Here is a 17,468-nt window from a genome sequence, read left to right on the forward strand (position 1 = left end):
AGGTCACTGCGCAAGCACCAACGATCCCCGATCCTGAAGCTGTCGCTGGTCGGCCGGCTGGCCGCGGCCCGCCTGGAGATTCTTGTATTGGCGCATTTGACTATTGGCGCATTTGACGCGTTTTCTTCACGCGAACGGGTGTCCACTTCGCTCGAAAGCGCTCTAAGATCACGCAATGCAGTGAGGACGGACATGCCAGCGAGCCTCGTTCAGACATTTCGAGCTTTTGCGTACAATAATGCCTGGGCCAATCATCGCCTGCTCACGGCATGCGCCGGTCTCAGCCAGGCGGAGTTCGCGGCGGCGCGGACCGGGTTCTTCCCGAGCCTGCAGGCGACACTGAACCACATCCATGTCATCGATCTCTTCTATGTCGACGCGCTCGAGGGTGGCTGGCTCGGGCCGACAGCATGGGCCAATGAGGTGCCCTACCCGTCGGTCGCGGCGCTGCAAGCCGCGCAGGCTGCGGTCGACCGGCGCCTGATCGCGCACTGCGAGGCGCTGACGGCGGAGCGGCTCGATGACGTCGTCAAGGTCAATCGCGACACATCGGTACAGACCGAGCGGCGCGACCGCCTGCTGATGCATCTGTTCCAGCACCAGATCCACCATCGCGGCCAGGCTCACGCGATGCTGTCCGAAACCACGGTCAAGCCGCCGCAGCTCGACGAATTCTTCGCCGCCGGCGAGGCCCCGCTCCGGGAAACCGAGTTCAAGGAGCTCGGCTGGAGCGAGGCCGCCGTGTGGGGCGACTGAGGACGAGGTTCCGCTCACGATAGCGCCGTGCGGAATGGTTCCCAATTCGGAACGAGGTCTTGAAACGGCCCGTCTCCACGCTCACCTGACGGTGTAACGTGGGGAACTCAGTACATGCCTTTTGCCAATCACCGGGGCCAGCGCATCCATTACACCGTCGAAGGATCCGGGCCGCTGATCGTGCTGCAGCACGGCCTGCTGCTCGACGCCGCGAGCTGGAAACAATGCGGCGTGGTCGACGCGCTTGCCGATCGCTTTCGCGTGGTCTGCGTCGATTCGCTCGGACACGGCTTGAGCGACAAGCCCGCCGATCCCGAATTCTACGATCAGGCGCAGCGCGCCGGCGACATCGTGGCCGTGATCGACGACCTCGGCGACGAGCGCGCCCACGTGGTCGGACATTCGATGGGCGGCTGGGTCGCGGTCGGCGTCGCCCGGTTTTTCCCGACGCGGCTGGCATCGCTTGCGATCGGCGGCTGGGACTTTCTCACCGGGCTGCCGCGCGGCAATGCCGGCCCGCTGACCTATGGCGCCTTCATCACCTTCGCCCGCCGCACCGTGCCGGAGCTCGCCGAATGGGTGACGCCCGATCTCGAAGGCGGCGTGCGCGCCTGCTTCGACGCGCTCGGCCAGGTCGACGGCGCCAAGGACGCGGTGCTGTCCTCGCGCGTGCCGGTGCTGCTGTGGAACGGACAGGACGACGGACCGCATGCGCCGATGCAGCGTTTTGCCGCGGAGAACGGCCTGTACGCGATGTCGGTCCCCGGCGATCATCTCGGCGCGCTGTTGCAGCACGGCGCCGCGATCGGCCGCGGCATCGGCTCGTTCGTCGGGCGCGGCTAAACGGGCTCCGGCATCTGTGCGAGCAGCTTGTCGAGCGTGATTGGGTATTCGCGTACACGTACGCCGGTTGCATTATAAACCGCGTTGGCGACCGCGGCAGCGACGCCGCAGATGCCGAGCTCGGCGACGCCCTTGGCCTTCATCGGCGAGGACATCGGATCGGTCTCGTCGAGGAAGACCATGTCTTGATGTGGAATGTCGGCATGGACCGGCACCTCATAGGCGGCGAGGTCGTGCGTGATGAACAAGCCGTGACGCTTGTCGACGACAAGGTCTTCCATCAAGGCCGCGCCGACGCCCATGGTCATGGCGCCGATCACCTGGCTGCGTGCCGCCTTCGGATTGAGGATGCGGCCCGCCGCGCAGACCGCCAGCATCCGCCGCACGCGGATCTCCGCAGTGTCGGCATCAACCCCGACCTCAACGAAATGTGCGCCGAAGGTTGATTGCTGGTAGGTCTTGGCGAGATCGCCATACTCGATGGCGTCCTCCGCCACGAGATCGCCGCCGCCGGCGGCCTGCGCCAGCGGCACGTTGCGATTGCCTGTCCGGACCACGCCGTCGGCAAACACCGCCTCTTCGGAGTTGATGCCGAGCTTCTGTGCGATGGCCTCGCGCAGCTTGACGCAGGCCGCATAAACACCGGCGGTGGAATTGTTGCCGCCCCACTGCCCGCCCGAGCCGCAGGACACCGGGAAGTCGGAATCGCCGAGCCGCACCACGACCTTCTCCAGCGGCACGCCCATCATCTCGGCGGCGGTCTGCGCGATGATGGTGTAGGAGCCGGTGCCGATGTCGGTCATGTCGGTCTCGACCGTCACCCTCCCTTGCTGGTCGAGACGAACGCGCGCCGCCGATTTGGTCACGAGATTGTTGCGGAAGGCGGCGGCAACGCCCATGCCGATCAGCCAGCGGCCATCGCGGACCTGGCCCGGTTTCGGGTTGCGCTTGTTCCAGCCGAACCGCGCCGCGCCCTCGTTCAGGCATTGCACGAGCTGACGCTGCGAGAAGTGCCGCTCTGGATGCTCGGGATCGACCTGGGTGTCGTTGGTGATGCGCAGCGCGACCGGATCGATGCCGAGCTTGTCGGCAAGCTCGTCGACCGCGATCTCCAGCGCCATCATGCCCGACGCCTCTCCGGGCGCGCGCATCGCGTTGCCCTCGGGCAGATCGAGCGCCGCGAGCCGCGTCGCCGTCATCCGGTTGGCGCCGGCATAGAGCAGCCGCGTCTGACTCACCGCCATCTCGGGCTCACCGCCGATGACATTGCCGGACCAGCTTTCGTGGCCGATCGCAGTGATCTTGCCGTCGCGCTCAGCGCCGATGCGGATGCGCTGGATCGTCGCCGGACGGTGCGTGGTGTTGTTGAACATCAGCGGCCGTTGCAGCGCGACCTTGACCGGACGGCCGGCGGCGCGCGCGCCGAGCGCGGCGAGCAGTACGTCGGCGCGCAGGAACAGCTTGCCGCCAAAGCCGCCGCCGATATAGGGCGAGATCAGGCGGACATTCTCCTTGGGGATACCAAGCGTCTTCGCCAGATCCTCCACGCCCCAGGCAATCATCTGGTTGGAGGTCCAGACCGTGAGCTTGTCGCCGTCCCAGGCCGCGATCGAGGCATGCGGCTCCATCATCGCGTGGCCCTGATCGGGCGTGGTGTAGGTGGCGTCGAGCTGCACGGGCGCGACGGCGAAGGCAGTGGCGAAATCGCCGATGTCCGTATCGGCGGGGCCACCGAACGACGGATTCGGTGTGCCGGCCGTATCCAGGACCGCAGCGAGATCGAATTTGCTGTCCCCCTTGGCGTAATCGATCCGGATCAGCTGCACCGCGGCGCGCGCCTGCTCGAAAGTACTGGCGACGGCGATAGCAACGGCCTGGTGGTAGTGCGCGATCTCGGGCCCACCGAGCAGCGGCGCTGCGTTGCGCTCGCCCTTGCCGAGCTTACCGGCATTCTCGGCAGTGACGATGGCTAGCACGCCGGGCGCAGCCTTCGCGGCTTCAAGATCGATCGCAGCGATCCGGCCTTTTCCGATTGCCGAGCCGACCACACAACCATAAGCCTGATTGGCCACCACGTCGTGCCGCTCGTAGGCGTAAGGCGCGGTGCCAGTGGTCTTCAACGGTCCTTCGATCCGGCTGGTCGGATGACCGATCACCTTGAGCTGGTCGATCGGATTGAAGGTCGCGGGATGTTCAAAACGCATGATCTAGGCCCTCGGATCGCGCAGCACCGCAGCCAGCGTTCGTTCGGCGAGCGGCAGCTTGTACGCATTGTCCTTGGTCGGCTTTGCATCACCGAGCAGCCGCGCTGTGACGGCTTTGGCGCCACGGGGCAGTTCCGCGTCCGCCGCCTCGACCCGCCACGGCTTGTGCGCGACGCCGCCGAGCGCGACACGGCCGGTGCCGTCCGGCTGCACGATCGCGGCAACCGAGACCAGTGCGAAGGCATAAGAGGCGCGGTCGCGGACCTTGCGATAGGCCTGCGTGCCGCCGACCGGTCTCGGCAGCACGACCGCGGTGATCAATTCGCCTGGCTGCAGGACGGTTTCGATCTCGGGACTATCGCCGGGCAGCCGATGCAACTCGGCGATCGGGATGCTGCGCGTGGTGCCGTCAGGCCGCACGGTCTCGACCACAGCGTCGAGCACGCGCATCGCCACCGCCATGTCGCTCGGATGGGTCGCGATGCAGGCCTCGCTCGCACCCACCACCGCATGCTGGCGGCCGAAGCCGCCGATCGCGGCGCAACCGCTGCCGGGCTTGCGCTTGTTGCAGGGCAGATTGGTGTCGTAGAAATAAGGACAGCGCGTCCGCTGCAGCAGATTGCCGGCCGTCGTCGCCTTGTTGCGCAACTGGCCGGAGGCGCCGGCGAGCAGCGCGCGCGACAGCACGCCATAGTCGCGCCGCACGCGCGCATCAGCAGCCAATTCGGTGTTGCGCACGAGCGCGCCGATCCGCAAACCGCCGTCCGCGGTTTCCTCGATCCGGTCGAGCGCAAGATCGTTGACGTCGATCAGATGCGCCGGCGTCTCGATCTCGAGCTTCATCAGGTCGAGCAGGTTGGTGCCACCCGCAATGAACTTGGCGTTCGCGGTGCTGGCGGCGGCAGCGGCCGCCGCGCCCGGCGAGGCAGCACGTTCATAGCTGAATGATCTCATGCGCTCCTCCCGGCAACCTCACTGATCGCCTCGGCGATGTTGGAATAGGCGCCGCAGCGGCAGATGTTGCCGCTCATGCGCTCGCGCAGCTCGGCATTGGTCAATCGCACCGGCGCATTTAAATCGGCCGTGACGTGGCTCGGGATACCGGCCTTGACCTCGGCAAGCACGGCGACCGCCGAGCAGATCTGCCCCGGCGTGCAATAGCCGCATTGATAGCCATCGTGCTCGACGAACGCCGCCTGCAGCGGATGCAGCCCGTCCGGCGTGCCGAGACCCTCGATCGTCGTGATCTCGTCGCCCTGATGCATCACGGCGAGCGTCAGGCAGGAATTGATCCGCCGCCCATCGACGATCACCGTGCAGGCGCCGCATTGGCCGTGGTCGCAGCCCTTCTTGGTGCCGGTCAGATGCAGGTGCTCGCGCAACGCATCGAGCAGCGTGGTCCTGGTATCGAGCTCGAGCTGATGGGTTTCGCCATTCACGTCAAAGGATACTCGCGTCATCACGGGCGCTCCGGTCCGGGCAGGTTGGGCGGCCGCCGGCAGCGGCGTCGCGATCGACGACGCCGCGAGCGAGGCGGCTCCCACAATCAACAGATGGCGCCGGGATAGTTCCAAACGTCCGGAGATCTGCATGCCGTTCTCCTTTCACGTGTCACGCCGAGCCGCGTCTTGGCGGACGGAACCGGCGCCCCCCGCGCGCACCTGCCGATCCATCGAGGGAATGCCCTGGCCTGCGGAATGTTTCTCGCGGTCGCCTGAACTCCTCGCGAGCACCGCCCATCGTGGCGTCGGTCGGACTTGCGCGGTGCCGGTCGCGAAATGGCAAAATCCGGTTAACTGCATTGCGCTGTCGTCATGCTCGCGCAGGGGGAAAAGCGATCCAGAACATCCCTGAACCCTTGGGGCTTGCACGGGATGATGTAGGATAGCGGTCACGACCTCTGCCGGCGACGGTGCCGGCCGACCCTGGGACCGCCTGATGACCGCGCATGTCATAGTCACCGACGAAGCTGCCACACGCGTGATCCGGCTGCGCAGGCCCGAGAAGAAGAACGCGATCACCCAGGAGATGTTTCGCGCGATCAGCGAGGCGATCGACAAGGCGCAGAACAATCCGAAGATCCGCTGCCTGATCATCACCGGCGGCTCCGGCGTGTTCACCGCTGGCAACGACATCGAGGATTTGCTCGTGCAGGGCACCTCGACCGGCGAGACGCCGCCCGCCTCCGACCTGGTCAAGTTCCTGTATTCGCTGGCCCACAATGTGAAGCCGATCATCGCCGCGGTCGACGGCGTCGCGATGGGCATCGGCACCACGATGCTGTTCCACTGCGACTATGTGCTGGCCAGCAAGACCGCGCTGTTCTCGACGCCGTTCTCCAATTTCGGCCTGGTGCCGGAAGGCGCCTCCAGCCTGTTGATGCCGCGCATGATGGGCCACCAGCGCGCCTTCGCGATGCTGGTGATGGGCCGCACCATGTCAGCCGACGACGCCCGCGTCGCCGGTTTCGTCAACACCGTGGTGGCGCCGGGACATGCCGAGGTCGAAGCACACAAGGTGGCGCGCGAGATCTGCGCGCTGCCGGCGGAGGCGGTTGCGACCTCGCGGCGGCTGATCCGGCTGCCGCCCGAGGACGTCACCCGCCGCATCGAGCAGGAGAACCATTTGTTCAGCGAACGGATGCGCTCCAAGGAAGCGATCGCCGCCTTCAAGGCGTTCATGGCGCGCCCCAAAGATTGAACGAAGCGTCGGGATTGAAACGAAGCGTCGCAAAATTGTAGTGGCGTCGCGCCATGATCGCGTGTTCCATGATTGTGTAAGCCTTGGACAGGTCATGAGACAGCCCCGCCTCACGCCCCTAGCCGCGCTCTTCGCGCTTGGCCTCGCCGCAACTGGCCCTAGCCTGGCGCAGGGCGCCGCGCCGGTCGACTTGCGCATTCTCGCGATCAACGACTTCCACGGCTATCTGCGGCCGCCGCCGGGCGGCATCCGCATCACCGATCCCGCCGATGCGACCAAGAAGATCATGGTGCCCGCCGGTGGTTCCGAGCGGGTCGCCACCGTCATCAAGCAACTGCGCGAAGGCCACAAGAACAACATCTTCGTCGCGGCCGGCGACCTGATCGGCGCGAGCCCGTTCCTGTCGGCGATGTTTCATGACGAGCCGACCATCGAGTCGCTCTCGATGATGGGGCTTGCGATCTCCTCGGTCGGCAATCACGAGTTCGACGAGGGCAAGGACGAGCTGCTGCGGATGCAGAATGGCGGTTGCCATCCGGTCGACAAGTGCCAGGGGCGGCATCCCTTCACGGGCGCCAAATTCCGCTATCTCGCCGCCTCCACGATCGACAGGGCCACCGGCAAGACGGTGTTTCCGCCCTACGAGATCAAGGAATTCGACGGCATTCCGGTCGCCTTCATCGGGCTGACGCTGAAGAACACGCCGAACCTGGTGTCGCCGGCCGGCGTCGCCAGCCTCGAATTCCGCGACGAGGCCGAAACCGTCAATGCGTTGGTTCCCGAGTTGAAGGCGAAGGGCGTCGAGGCGATCGTGGTCTTGATCCACGAGGGCGGTTTTCCGACCGGCGACTATAATGAATGCCCCGGGATCTCCGGGCCGATCGTCGACATCGTCAAGAAGCTCGATCGCGCGGTCGACGTCGTGATCTCCGGCCACACCCACCAGGCCTATGTCTGCGAGATCGACGGACGGCTCGTCACGTCAGGCGACAAATACGGCACGCTGGTCACTGCGATCGATCTGCAGCTCGATCCGAAGACCCGTGACGTGATCAGCGCCAAGGCCAACAACACCATCGTGAAAATCGGCGGCACCGCCAAGGATCCCGAGCAGAGCGCGCTCCTGGAATCCTATGACCGGCTGGCCGCGCCGATCGCCAACCGCGCGGCGGGCTCGGTCACGGAAACGCTGTCGCGCACGCCCGGCGAGACCGGCGAAAGCGTGCTCGGCGATATCGTCGCCGACGCGCAGCTCGCTGCGACCGCTTCGGAGCCGAACGGCGGCGCGGTGATCGCCTTCACCAATCCCGGCGGCGTGCGCACCGACATCGTCAAGCGCGAGGACGGCGCGGTCACCTATGCCGACATCTTCGCAAGCCAGCCGTTCCGCAACCAGCTGGTGACGATGACGCTGACCGGCAAGCGGCTCAAGGACGTGCTGGAGCAGCAATGGGCCGATCCGAAGCGGCCGCGCGCCCTGCAGGTCTCGAAGGGCTTTGCCTATGCGTGGGATGCGAGCAAGGGTGACGGCGCGCGCATCATCGCCGCGCGGATGTCGCTCGACGGCAAGCCGATCGACCCGGTCGCGAGCTACCGCGTCACCGTCAACAACTATCTCGCCGAAGGCGGCGACGGCTTCACGGTGTTCAAGGAAGGGACAGCGCAGCAGTTCGGCATCTACGACGTCGACGCGCTCTATGCCTACTTCAAGGCCAACAGCCCGGTCGGCCCGGCGGCCGGCAAGCGGATCGAGCGGATCAATTGAGTGACGTGCGGGCATGGAACGCCCGTGCGTCCACCGTCATTGCGAGCCAACGGGTCGGCGCAAAGCGCCGCCCGATGACAGGCTCCGCGAAGCAATCCATTGTCACCAAGCGAACGGAAGCATGGATTGCTTCGTCGCTGCGCTCCTCGCAATGACGTGGAAAGGAGCTCCTAGAGCCTTTGCGGCGACGGAAACGAAGATAAGTGGGGCCTTTCCGCAGGGCCGGTAACCGCCTACATTAGAGCTTCCTCGCACGCGCCTCCATTGCGCCGGGAATTTGCATGACACTGCTTCTGACGCACACCGCCTGCCTCGATCATCTGACCCCACCCGGACATCCCGAACGCCCCGACCGGCTGCGTGCGGTCGCCGAGGTGCTGGGTCAGGATCGCTTCAAGGCGCTGGTGCGCGACCTCGCGCCGGAAGGCGACCTCGACACCGTGCTGCTCTGCCATGGCGAGCACTATGTCGGCGAATTGCGCCACATCGCGCCGACCTCGGGCATGATCTATATCGACGGCGATACCTCGATGTCGCCGGGCACCTGGGAAGCCGTGATGCGCGGTGTCGGCGGCGCGGTGGCCGCCACCGATGCTGTCATGGAAGGCAAACACCACAACGCCTTCGTCGCGGTGCGCCCGCCCGGGCATCACGCCGAGAAATCGACGCCGATGGGCTTTTGCTTCTTCGACAATGTCGCGATCGCCGCGCGCCACGCACAACGCAAATACGGCATCAAGCGCGCCGCGATCGTCGATTTCGACGTCCATCACGGCAACGGCACGCAGGACATCTTCTGGGCCGACCCGACCGTGATGTACTGCTCGACGCACCAGATGCCACTGTTCCCCGGCACCGGAGCTGCCGGCGAACGCGGCGAGCACGACACCGTCGTCAACGCGCCGCTCGCGCCCGGCGACGGCGGCGTCAAATTCCGCTCCGCCTTCGAGAACCTGATCCTGCCGCAGCTCGAGAAGTTTTCTCCCGAACTCGTCGTCATCTCGGCGGGCTTCGACGCCCATCACCGCGATCCCCTGGCCTCGATCAACCTGACGGGCGAGGATTTCGGCTGGGTCACGCGCAAGTTGATGGACCTCGCCGACAAGAGCGCCGGCGGCCGCGTCGTCTCCGTGCTGGAAGGCGGCTACGACCTCGAGGGCCTGAAAGAGTCGGTGGCATCTCATGTCACCGCATTGATGGGCGCCTAAATACCCGCCACAATACGCCCGCAAAAATTCGATTGATTCTGCGCCGGGGCAAGCATGGCCTGCGACGGGTCATGCTTGGACGACAAGATCCGATCACGGTCTGATCGGCGCACTGGGAACACATGATGGCCGAAAATACTCAAGCCGACGTCAAGAAGCTCTCCTTTGAAGGCGCGATCGAGGAACTCGAATCGATCGTCAAGCGGCTCGAGGACGGCAAGGTCCCGCTTGAGGAATCGGTCGCGATCTACGAGCGCGGCGAGGCACTGAAGCGGCGCTGTGAGGAATTGCTGCGCCAGGCCGAAGCCCGCGTCGACAAGATCACCACCGACGCCTCGGGCCAGGCATCCGGGACCGAACCGCTCGACGTGCAGTAACGCCGCCGACCGCCGCGACCCTGCGACAGGATGTCCGCCACCGCGGGCAATTGTTGCTGCGTATTTCCATTGATCGATCACGCCGCGGGGTGACCGCGGCGACCGGCGCGGCCGCGAATCGGGCCGTTCCGGACCGGCCGGTTGCCGCTAAAATGGCCAAATTGGAACCCGCTCCGGGTGCCAACCATTGAAAAGTCTAGGTTTTTCAAGACGGCGCATAGGAACCCTGCGCCGCCTATCGGGTTGGCTTTGGTTACGGCTTTGGTGTAATGCTTCCAGTTCTATGGGCATTTGAGGGTGGCCGGCGGCCCGATTTTTCGGGCGGCATGCATCTCAAATGGTTCGACAAAACTGAACCGGGACGGGTGAAGAGCGACCAAGGTGATGCGTATCACGTGGTCCAATCCGGAGTGAATCTAGGCTTACAACCAGGCACGGTCTGCCGGGGCGGCACCCAGTGTCTGGCTTTCGCTGCGCGATGTGCGCGCCAACCCATCTCGCGTCGGGCGGTTCGTTCCGACAGGCAAAAATTGGAAATTCGCTGTGACCACATTTAGTAAAACGCCGCTTCTTGACACTATTCACACGCCCGATGACCTGCGCAAGCTGAAGGTCGAGCAGGTGCGGCAAGTTGCCGACGAGCTCCGCCAGGAAACCATCGACGCCGTGTCGGTGACCGGCGGCCATTTCGGCGCAGGCCTCGGCGTGGTCGAACTGACCACCGCCATCCACTACATCTTCGACACCCCGCGCGACCGCCTGATCTGGGACGTCGGCCACCAGGCCTATCCGCACAAGATCCTGACCGGTCGCCGCGACCGCATCCGCACCCTGCGCACCGGCGGCGGCCTCTCCGGCTTCACCAAGCGCACCGAGAGCGACTACGATCCGTTCGGCGCGGCGCACTCCTCGACCTCGATTTCGGCCGGCCTCGGCATGGCCGTGGCGCGCGATCTCTCCGGCGGCAAGAACAACGTTATCGCCGTGATCGGTGACGGCGCGATGTCGGCGGGCATGGCCTATGAGGCCATGAACAACGCCGGCGCGATGAATTCGCGCCTGATCGTGATCCTCAACGACAACGACATGTCGATCGCGCCGCCGGTCGGCGCGATGAGCGCCTATCTGTCGCGGCTCTACTCCGGCAAGACCTACCGCTCGCTGCGCGAGGCCGCCAAGCAGATCAACAAGCGCCTGCCGAAGATCCTGGCCAACCGCGCCAACCGCGTCGAGGAATATTCCCGCGGCTTCATGATGGACGGCGGCACGCTGTTCGAGGAGCTCGGCTTCTACTATGTCGGCCCGATCGACGGTCACAATCTCGACCATCTGCTGCCGGTGCTGAAGAACGTCCGCGACATGGAGACCGGGCCGATCCTGGTTCACGTCGTGACCCAGAAGGGCAAGGGCTACGGTCCGGCGGAAGCTTCCGCCGACAAGTACCACGCCGTCGTCAAGTTCGACGTCGCCACCGGCACCCAGGCCAAGGCCAAGCCGAATGCGCCGGCCTACCAGAACGTGTTCGGCCAGAGCCTCGTCAAGGAAGCGCAGAAGGACGACAAGATCGTCGCCATCACCGCGGCGATGCCGTCGGGCACCGGCGTCGACATCTTCAACAAGGCGTTCCCGGACCGCACCTTCGACGTCGGCATCGCCGAGCAGCATGCGGTGACCTTCGCCGCGGGCCTTGCCACCGAAGGCTACAAGCCGTTCTGCGCGATCTACTCGACCTTCCTGCAGCGCGGTTACGACCAGGTGGTCCATGACGTCGCGATCCAGAGCCTGCCGGTTCGCTTCGCGATCGACCGCGCCGGCCTGGTCGGCGCCGACGGTGCGACCCATGCCGGTTCGTTCGACAACGCCTATCTCGGCTGTCTGCCGAACTTCGTGATCATGGCGGCCTCCGATGAGGCCGAGATGGTGCACATGGTCGCGACCCAGGTCGCGATCAACGATCGCCCGAGCGCGCTGCGCTATCCGCGCGGCGAAGGCCGCGGCGTCGAGATGCCGGAAGTCGGCGTTGCCCTGCCGATCGGCAAGGGCCGCATCATCCGCGAAGGCAAGAAGGTTGCGCTGCTCTCCTTTGGCACCCGTCTCGCCGAGTGCGAGAAGGCGGCCGACGAGCTCGCGGCCCACGGCCTCTCCGCCACCATCGCCGACGCGCGCTTCATGAAGCCGCTCGACGAAGAGATGATCATGAAGCTCGCCCGCGACCACGAGATCCTGATCACGATCGAGGAAGGCTCGATCGGTGGCTTCGGCTCGCATGTCATGCAGTTCCTGTCCGACAACGCGATGCTGGACAGCGGCATGCTCAAGTTCCGCTCGATGATCCTGCCCGACGTGTTCCTCGACCACGACACGCCCGCGGCGATGTATGGCCGCGCCGGTCTCGACGCCAAGAGCATCGTTGCCAAGGTGTTCGAGACCCTCGGCAAGGACTACAAGACCGAGACCGTCAAGCTCGCGTAATCGCGTTCCACCTCTCCCACCGGGGAGAGGTCGGATCGGGCGAGCGATCCAGGTGAGGGGGTGAGGTCCCATGAAAGTGCGTAACCCCTCACCCGCGCCTCCGGCGCGACCTCTCCCGATGGGAGAGGTTTCAAGTCGATCTTGTCCTGGGCAAGTCCATGAGAATCTATCTGGCAGGTCCTGACGTGTTCCTGCCGGATGCCGTGGAGATCGGCCGCCGCAAGGCGGAGGTTTGCGCCTATCACGGGCTGACCGGGCTGTATCCGCTCGACAACAGCATCAATCCCACCGTCGCCGGCGCTTCGCTCACCATCTTCAAGAGCAACGAGGCGATGATGGAGTCCGCCGACGCCATCATCGCCAATTTGACGCCGTTTCGCGGCCCCAGTGCCGACGCAGGCACCGTCTACGAACTCGGCTACATGGCGGGACGCAGCAAACTGTGCCTCGCCTATTCGAACGATCCCACGTCCTACGCCAATCGCGTGGCGCGGCTGAGCCAGGTCGTGCCGGCATCCGACGGACGCCTGATCGACGCGGAGGGGCTGACGGTGGAAGAGTTTGGATTGCCCGACAATCTGATGATGATGCACGCGCTCGATTTGCACGGCAGCCCGCTGGTGACACCGCGGGAGCCGGCGACCGACCTCTGGCACGACCTCACCTCCTTCGAGGCCTGCGTGCGGCTCGCCGCCACGCAGCGCCGGCAGAGCGCCAAGTGAGCAAGTGAGTGAGCAAGTAAGTGAGCAAGCAAGTGAGTAAGGCGGGCGACAACGACAATAGCGCATCCTCCGGCAAGCGCATCGACGTGCTGCTGGTCGAGCGCGGCCTGTTCGAAAGCCGGGCGCGGGCGCGCGCCGCGATCGACGCCGGCCTCGTCACCGCCGACGGCAAGCCGATTGCAAAGGCGTCCGAGATCGTCGCGCCCGGCGCCGAGCTCACGGCCGAGCCGGCGCATCCCTATGTCTCGCGCGGCGGCGTCAAGCTCGCCGGCGCGCTCGAGCATTATCCGATCAACGTCGAGGGCCATGTCTGCCTCGACGTCGGCGCCTCGACCGGCGGCTTCACCGAGGTGCTGCTCGCCAACGGCGCGAGTCTGGTGTTCGCCATCGATGTCGGTCACGGCCAGCTGCATCCCTCGCTGCAGGGCCATCCGAAGATCGTCTCGATGGAGGAGACCGACATCAGGAACTATGAGGGCAAGCGACTGCCGGCGCGGCCCGATATCGTCGTGATCGATGTCAGCTTCATCTCGCTGAAGCTGGTGCTGCCGGTGGCGCTGTCGCTGGCGGCGGCCCCGATGCATCTGCTGGCGTTGATCAAGCCGCAGTTCGAGGCGGCCCGCAAGCACTCCAAGCGCGGCGTCATCCGCAATGCGATGGTGCATCAGGAGATCTGCGACGATATCGCAGCCTTTGCCGCCTCGCTCGGCTGCACCGACATCGAGGTGTTTCCGTCATCGATATCGGGCGGCGACGGCAATATCGAATTCTTCCTCGGCGCGCGCCGTGGCTGAGCTGCTCACGATCGGCCATGTCGGCCACCGCGGCGACGGCGTCGCGATCGATGGTGCACAGTCGATCTTCGTGCCCTATACGCTGGCCGGCGAAACGGTCGAGGTCGAGGATGTCCCCGGCAATCATCCCGACCGGCGGCGGCTGCTGCGCGTCGTGCACGAAAGCCCCGAGCGCATTGCGCCGTTCTGCCCCCATTTCGGAGTCTGCGGCGGCTGTGCGATCCAGCACTGGAGCGAGGCGCCCTACCACGCCTGGAAGCGCAACATCGTGGTCGAGACGCTGGCCCAGGCGAAGATCGCGACTGAGGTCGCGCCGCTGCGCGACGCCCATGGCGCCGGCCGACGCCGCATCACGCTGCACGGACGCATGGGTACCCACGAAGTCCTCAAGGTCGGCTTCGCCGCCGCTGGCTCGCATGACATCATCCCGGTCGATCGCTGTCCGATCCTCGACCCCGTGCTCGACGGTGCGCTCGAGGCAGCCTGGGCCACAGCCGAGCCGCTGATCTCGATCGGCAAGCCGCTCGACATCCAGGTGACGGCGACCGCGAACGGCCTCGACATCGACGTGCGCGGGTCCGGCGCGCTGCCGACCAGCCTGATCACCACCTTGTCGCGGGTTGCGGAGAAACACCGGCTGGCGCGGCTGACGCGGCACGGCGAGCTGGTGCTGCAGCGCGGCTCGCCCGAGATTGCGATCGGCAAGGCGAAAGTCGTGCTGCCGCCGGGCTCGTTCCTGCAGGCGACGGTCAAGGGCGAGGAGACGCTGGCTGCGCTGGTTCGCGAGCATTGCGGCCGCGCCAAGCACATCGCCGATCTGTTCTGCGGCGTCGGCCCGTTCGCGCTGCGCCTCGCCGAGAAGGCGCGGATCTCGGCCTTCGACAGCGACGCGGGTGCGATCGCGGCACTTCAGAAGGCCGCGCAATCAACGCCCGGGTTGAAGCCGCTCAAGGCCGAGGCGCGCGACCTGTTCCGCCGCCCGTTGATGCCGCAAGAGCTGCGCGACTATGACGCCGTCGTGTTCGATCCGCCGCGGCAGGGCGCGCAGGCGCAGGTCACGCAGCTGGCGGCGAGCAAGGTGCCGGTGATCGTCGCGGTGTCCTGCAACGCCGCGACCTTTGCCCGCGACGCAAGGATCCTGATCGATGGCGGCTACAGGATCGCCGGTGTCACGCCGGTCGATCAGTTCCGCCATACGCCGCATGTCGAGCTGGTGGCGCGCTTCGCGCGCTGAGACATCGTTGCGCCTATCGCAGCGTGCGGCGGTCTCGCTATAATCCGCATCGCATGTCCCACGATCCGCTGCTTGCGCGCATCATTCCCGTCCTCGCCGCCGTGCCTGGTGTCGCCGCCATCATGCTCGGCGGCTCGCGGGCGCGCGGCACGGCGCATGACGCCTCTGATTACGATCTCGGTCTCTACTATCGGGATGGCGCCGGCCTCGATATCGATCGGCTGCGCGCGGCAGTCATGGGCCTGGTCGACGATCCCGCTGCCGTGAATGTGACAGCAATCGGCGAATGGGGGCCGTGGATCGTCGGCGGCGCCTGGCTCGCGATCGACGGCCACAAGGTCGACCTGCTCTACCGCAGCGTCGAACAGGTCACGGCCGTTATCGACGCCTGCCGCAACGGCGAGATCGGCATGCATTACCAGCCGGGCCATCCGCACGGCTTCTGCTCGGCGATCTGGATGGGCGAGGTCGCGCTGTGCCGCCAGCTGCATGATCCCGATGGCATCATCGCGGCATTGAAGGCGAGAACGGCGCCCTACCCGCCCGCCCTGCGCGACGCGCTGCTCCGGCGCTTTCAATGGGAAATCCTGTTCGCGATCGAGAATGCCGCGCTTGCCGTGCCGCGCGGCGACACTACGCACATCGCCGGCTGCGCCTATCGCGCGCTGGCCTGCGTCGCGCAGGTGCTGTTTGCGCTGAACGGGCAGTATCTGATCAACGAGAAGGGCGCGCTGGCGCAGGCTGCGGATTTTCCGGTGACGGTTCGTGACCTCGCCGCGCGCGTCGCCGAAGTCTGGCGGCAGATCGGAGTTGCGGACTACGCGGCTGCGTTGCGGACGCTGCACGTGCTGGAGAGTGAGCTCCGGGAGACATCGTAGTCCCGTAGGATGGGTAGAGCGCACCGAAACCCATCACTTCGAACCCGCTGCGCGATGATGGGTTTCGCTGCGCTCTACCCACCCTACAAGATCATCGTCCCCAGCGGTCCTGCCAGATCTTCTCGCCGATCGTGCAGCTCACCCGCGGCTCCTTCTCGGCGGTCCGCACCACCGGGCGCTCGGGGGTGCGGCCGGCGACTTCGAGCAGCAGCTTGGTGCGGATCGCCTCCTTGAACTTCTCGCGGTCCTTGATCGTCACCACGAAGGAGCCGGGCCCGCCGATCACGCAATCCTCGTAGTAGTAGTCGAGATTTTCGATATCCATCGTCGAATAGGACGGCTCCTTCACCATGATCGGCAGGCCGTTGATGACGATGCCCTTGTCGAGCGCGGCATCGCGCGCCGGCGTGATCGGCGTGCCGTTGTTGTTGGGCCCATCGCCGGAAATATCGATCACGCGGCGAATGCCGCGATGCGGGTTCTCGTCGAACATCGGAATCGCGAAGTAGATCGCGCCCGAGATCGAGGTGCGCGAGGCGCGGCGCACCGGCGTCTTCATGATCTCGGCGGAGACCGCGTCCGCCGATTCAGGGCCGTCGATCACCCGCCAGGGAATGATCACCTTCTGGTCGTTGGATGCGGCCCACTCGAAATAGGTGATCGAGATCTTGCCGTTCGGGCCGGCCTTCAGCGCCTGCAGGAAATCCTTGGAAACGATCGCCTGGGCATAGCCCTCGCGCTGGATCGCGAGCTCGTCCATGTCCATCGAATAGGAGACGTCGACCGCGATGATCAACTCGATGTCGACGCTCGGCGTGGATTCCTTTTCAGCGACGCGATGGCCCACCTGGGTTCCCGGGCTGGGCGCGGCAACACCGGCCACATCGCCGCTGGCCAACATGCCCGCGACAAGCACCGCTCCGATCGAGACATACCAGCGCATTGCGGCCCTCCCGTCGTGTGCCGTTATGGTGACATGCAAATCAGGCGGCGAAAAGCGCAGATATCATCTGTCCTTCACATTCAAGTTAGAGGCCTGCAAGTTAGACGCCCGCAGGTTTAGACGTCACGCATGAGGCAACACGCGCCGTGCCGTTGCCGCAATGACGCCGTGCAAATCGAACGGTTCCAAGATGTGCCGGAAGACGGTATTCTTACGGAGCAATCGCGAGGGAGTGCGATGCCCGATACCGTCGTCAAGCCGAAAACCAGGACGAAGACCAAGGTCGAGCGGCCGCGCCTGCACAAGGTGATCCTGGTCAACGACGACTACACGCCGCGCGAATTCGTCGTCACCGTGCTGAAGGGCGAATTCCGCATGACCGACGACCAGGCCTACAAGGTGATGCTGACCGCGCATCAGCGCGGCGTCTGCGTGGTCGCGGTCTTCACCCGGGACGTCGCCGAGACCAAGGCGACGCGCGCCACCGACGCCGGCCGCGCCAAGGGCTATCCGCTGCTGTTCACCACCGAGCCCGAGGAATAGCGCGCCAGCGCCAGTTTGCCGCAGGCCTT

The 17,468-nt window shown here is 65.6% G+C and carries 16 protein-coding genes; 12 read left to right on the forward strand and 4 right to left on the reverse strand.

Features of this window, described 5'->3' with window-relative positions; genetic code table 11:
* Nucleotides 1–192 precede the first annotated feature (192 nt).
* Nucleotides 193–756 (forward strand): DinB family protein, encoded by a 564-nt coding sequence (locus tag FBZ93_RS07460; RefSeq protein ID WP_146985276.1) that lies wholly within the window; start codon nt 193–195, stop codon nt 754–756.
* A 114-nt stretch (nt 757–870) separates the two neighbouring features.
* Nucleotides 871–1,599, forward strand: a complete 729-nt coding sequence (locus FBZ93_RS07465; protein ID WP_146985277.1) for an alpha/beta fold hydrolase — start codon at nt 871–873, stop codon at nt 1,597–1,599.
* Here FBZ93_RS07465 and paoC read toward each other — a convergent pair.
* From paoC to paoA, 3 genes are read right to left on the reverse strand one after another with little or no spacing between them, the layout of a single operon-like run.
* Complete coding sequence (gene paoC, locus FBZ93_RS07470; RefSeq protein ID WP_146985278.1) at nt 1,596–3,803, reverse strand: aldehyde oxidoreductase molybdenum-binding subunit PaoC; 2,208 nt, start codon at nt 3,801–3,803, stop codon at nt 1,596–1,598. The two genes, FBZ93_RS07465 and paoC, sit on opposite strands and share 4 nt — an antisense overlap.
* A gap of 3 nt (nt 3,804–3,806) precedes the next feature.
* Nucleotides 3,807–4,757, reverse strand: coding sequence for an FAD binding domain-containing protein (locus FBZ93_RS07475; RefSeq protein WP_146985279.1), 951 nt, complete (start codon nt 4,755–4,757; stop codon nt 3,807–3,809).
* A complete protein-coding gene (gene paoA / locus FBZ93_RS07480) occupies nt 4,754–5,395 on the reverse strand; it encodes an aldehyde dehydrogenase iron-sulfur subunit PaoA (protein WP_146985280.1) in 642 nt (213 codons plus the stop codon). The genes FBZ93_RS07475 and paoA overlap by 4 nt, the downstream gene beginning before the upstream one ends.
* Before the next feature lie 346 nt (nt 5,396–5,741).
* Between paoA and FBZ93_RS07485 the strand changes: the two genes are divergently transcribed.
* The 9 genes from FBZ93_RS07485 (at nt 5,742) to FBZ93_RS07525 (ending at nt 15,953) form a co-directional block, all read left to right on the forward strand.
* Nucleotides 5,742–6,503 carry a crotonase/enoyl-CoA hydratase family protein gene (locus FBZ93_RS07485; protein ID WP_146985281.1) on the forward strand — a complete coding sequence of 254 codons (762 nt, stop codon included), beginning with the start codon at nt 5,742–5,744 and terminating at the stop codon, nt 6,501–6,503.
* Nucleotides 6,504–6,597: 94 nt separating this feature from the next.
* The gene (locus tag FBZ93_RS07490; protein WP_146985282.1) at nt 6,598–8,268 is read left to right on the forward strand and encodes a bifunctional metallophosphatase/5'-nucleotidase; all 1,671 of its coding nucleotides are present in this window, start codon (nt 6,598–6,600) and stop codon (nt 8,266–8,268) included.
* 281 nt (nt 8,269–8,549) lie between these two features.
* Nucleotides 8,550–9,476, forward strand: a complete 927-nt coding sequence (locus tag FBZ93_RS07495) for a histone deacetylase family protein (protein WP_146985283.1) — start codon at nt 8,550–8,552, stop codon at nt 9,474–9,476.
* A gap of 125 nt (nt 9,477–9,601) precedes the next feature.
* Nucleotides 9,602–9,853 (forward strand): exodeoxyribonuclease VII small subunit, encoded by a 252-nt coding sequence (locus FBZ93_RS07500; RefSeq protein ID WP_146985284.1) that lies wholly within the window; start codon nt 9,602–9,604, stop codon nt 9,851–9,853.
* A 543-nt stretch (nt 9,854–10,396) separates the two neighbouring features.
* Complete coding sequence (dxs, locus tag FBZ93_RS07505) at nt 10,397–12,325, forward strand: 1-deoxy-D-xylulose-5-phosphate synthase (RefSeq protein WP_146985285.1); 1,929 nt, start codon at nt 10,397–10,399, stop codon at nt 12,323–12,325.
* Between the two features lie 158 nt (nt 12,326–12,483).
* Complete coding sequence (locus tag FBZ93_RS07510) at nt 12,484–13,047, forward strand: nucleoside 2-deoxyribosyltransferase (RefSeq protein ID WP_146985286.1); 564 nt, start codon at nt 12,484–12,486, stop codon at nt 13,045–13,047.
* A gap of 20 nt (nt 13,048–13,067) precedes the next feature.
* Nucleotides 13,068–13,841, forward strand: coding sequence for a TlyA family RNA methyltransferase (locus FBZ93_RS07515; protein WP_246667388.1), 774 nt, complete (start codon nt 13,068–13,070; stop codon nt 13,839–13,841).
* Nucleotides 13,834–15,075: a class I SAM-dependent RNA methyltransferase gene (locus tag FBZ93_RS07520; protein ID WP_146985287.1), complete on the forward strand. Its 1,242-nt coding sequence runs from the start codon at nt 13,834–13,836 to the stop codon at nt 15,073–15,075. Before FBZ93_RS07515 ends, FBZ93_RS07520 begins: the two co-directional genes overlap by 8 nt.
* A 53-nt stretch (nt 15,076–15,128) precedes the next feature.
* Nucleotides 15,129–15,953 (forward strand): nucleotidyltransferase domain-containing protein, encoded by an 825-nt coding sequence (locus tag FBZ93_RS07525; protein WP_146985288.1) that lies wholly within the window; start codon nt 15,129–15,131, stop codon nt 15,951–15,953.
* 91 nt (nt 15,954–16,044) lie between these two features.
* Here the strand turns inward: FBZ93_RS07525 and FBZ93_RS07530 are convergent, their stop codons facing one another.
* On the reverse strand, nt 16,045–16,896 hold the full coding sequence (locus FBZ93_RS07530; protein ID WP_050423067.1) for a DUF1194 domain-containing protein: 852 nt from the start codon (nt 16,894–16,896) through the stop codon (nt 16,045–16,047).
* 237 nt (nt 16,897–17,133) lie between these two features.
* Between FBZ93_RS07530 and clpS the strand changes: the two genes are divergently transcribed.
* Nucleotides 17,134–17,439: an ATP-dependent Clp protease adapter ClpS gene (gene clpS / locus FBZ93_RS07535; protein WP_021076758.1), complete on the forward strand. Its 306-nt coding sequence runs from the start codon at nt 17,134–17,136 to the stop codon at nt 17,437–17,439.
* The last annotated feature ends 29 nt before the right edge of the window (nt 17,440–17,468 follow it).

It is taken from the genome of Bradyrhizobium macuxiense (assembly GCF_007993935.1).
GTDB classification, from domain to species: domain Bacteria; phylum Pseudomonadota; class Alphaproteobacteria; order Rhizobiales; family Xanthobacteraceae; genus Bradyrhizobium; species Bradyrhizobium macuxiense_A.

What these genes read in the sequence shown, in the direction of transcription:
- FBZ93_RS07460 (WP_146985276.1), top strand. Translation starts at nt 193, where the DNA reads ATGCCAGCGAGCCTCGTTCAGACATTTCGAGCTTTTGCGTACAATAAT.
- FBZ93_RS07465 (WP_146985277.1), top strand. Translation starts at nt 871, where the DNA reads ATGCCTTTTGCCAATCACCGGGGCCAGCGCATCCATTACACCGTCGAA.
- paoC (WP_146985278.1), bottom strand. Translation starts at nt 3,803, where the DNA reads ATGCGTTTTGAACATCCCGCGACCTTCAATCCGATCGACCAGCTCAAG.
- FBZ93_RS07475 (WP_146985279.1), bottom strand. Translation starts at nt 4,757, where the DNA reads ATGAGATCATTCAGCTATGAACGTGCTGCCTCGCCGGGCGCGGCGGCC.
- paoA (WP_146985280.1), bottom strand. Translation starts at nt 5,395, where the DNA reads ATGCAGATCTCCGGACGTTTGGAACTATCCCGGCGCCATCTGTTGATT.
- FBZ93_RS07485 (WP_146985281.1), top strand. Translation starts at nt 5,742, where the DNA reads ATGACCGCGCATGTCATAGTCACCGACGAAGCTGCCACACGCGTGATC.
- FBZ93_RS07490 (WP_146985282.1), top strand. Translation starts at nt 6,598, where the DNA reads ATGAGACAGCCCCGCCTCACGCCCCTAGCCGCGCTCTTCGCGCTTGGC.
- FBZ93_RS07495 (WP_146985283.1), top strand. Translation starts at nt 8,550, where the DNA reads ATGACACTGCTTCTGACGCACACCGCCTGCCTCGATCATCTGACCCCA.
- FBZ93_RS07500 (WP_146985284.1), top strand. Translation starts at nt 9,602, where the DNA reads ATGGCCGAAAATACTCAAGCCGACGTCAAGAAGCTCTCCTTTGAAGGC.
- FBZ93_RS07510 (WP_146985286.1), top strand. Translation starts at nt 12,484, where the DNA reads ATGAGAATCTATCTGGCAGGTCCTGACGTGTTCCTGCCGGATGCCGTG.
- FBZ93_RS07525 (WP_146985288.1), top strand. Translation starts at nt 15,129, where the DNA reads ATGTCCCACGATCCGCTGCTTGCGCGCATCATTCCCGTCCTCGCCGCC.
- FBZ93_RS07530 (WP_050423067.1), bottom strand. Translation starts at nt 16,896, where the DNA reads ATGCGCTGGTATGTCTCGATCGGAGCGGTGCTTGTCGCGGGCATGTTG.
- clpS (WP_021076758.1), top strand. Translation starts at nt 17,134, where the DNA reads ATGCCCGATACCGTCGTCAAGCCGAAAACCAGGACGAAGACCAAGGTC.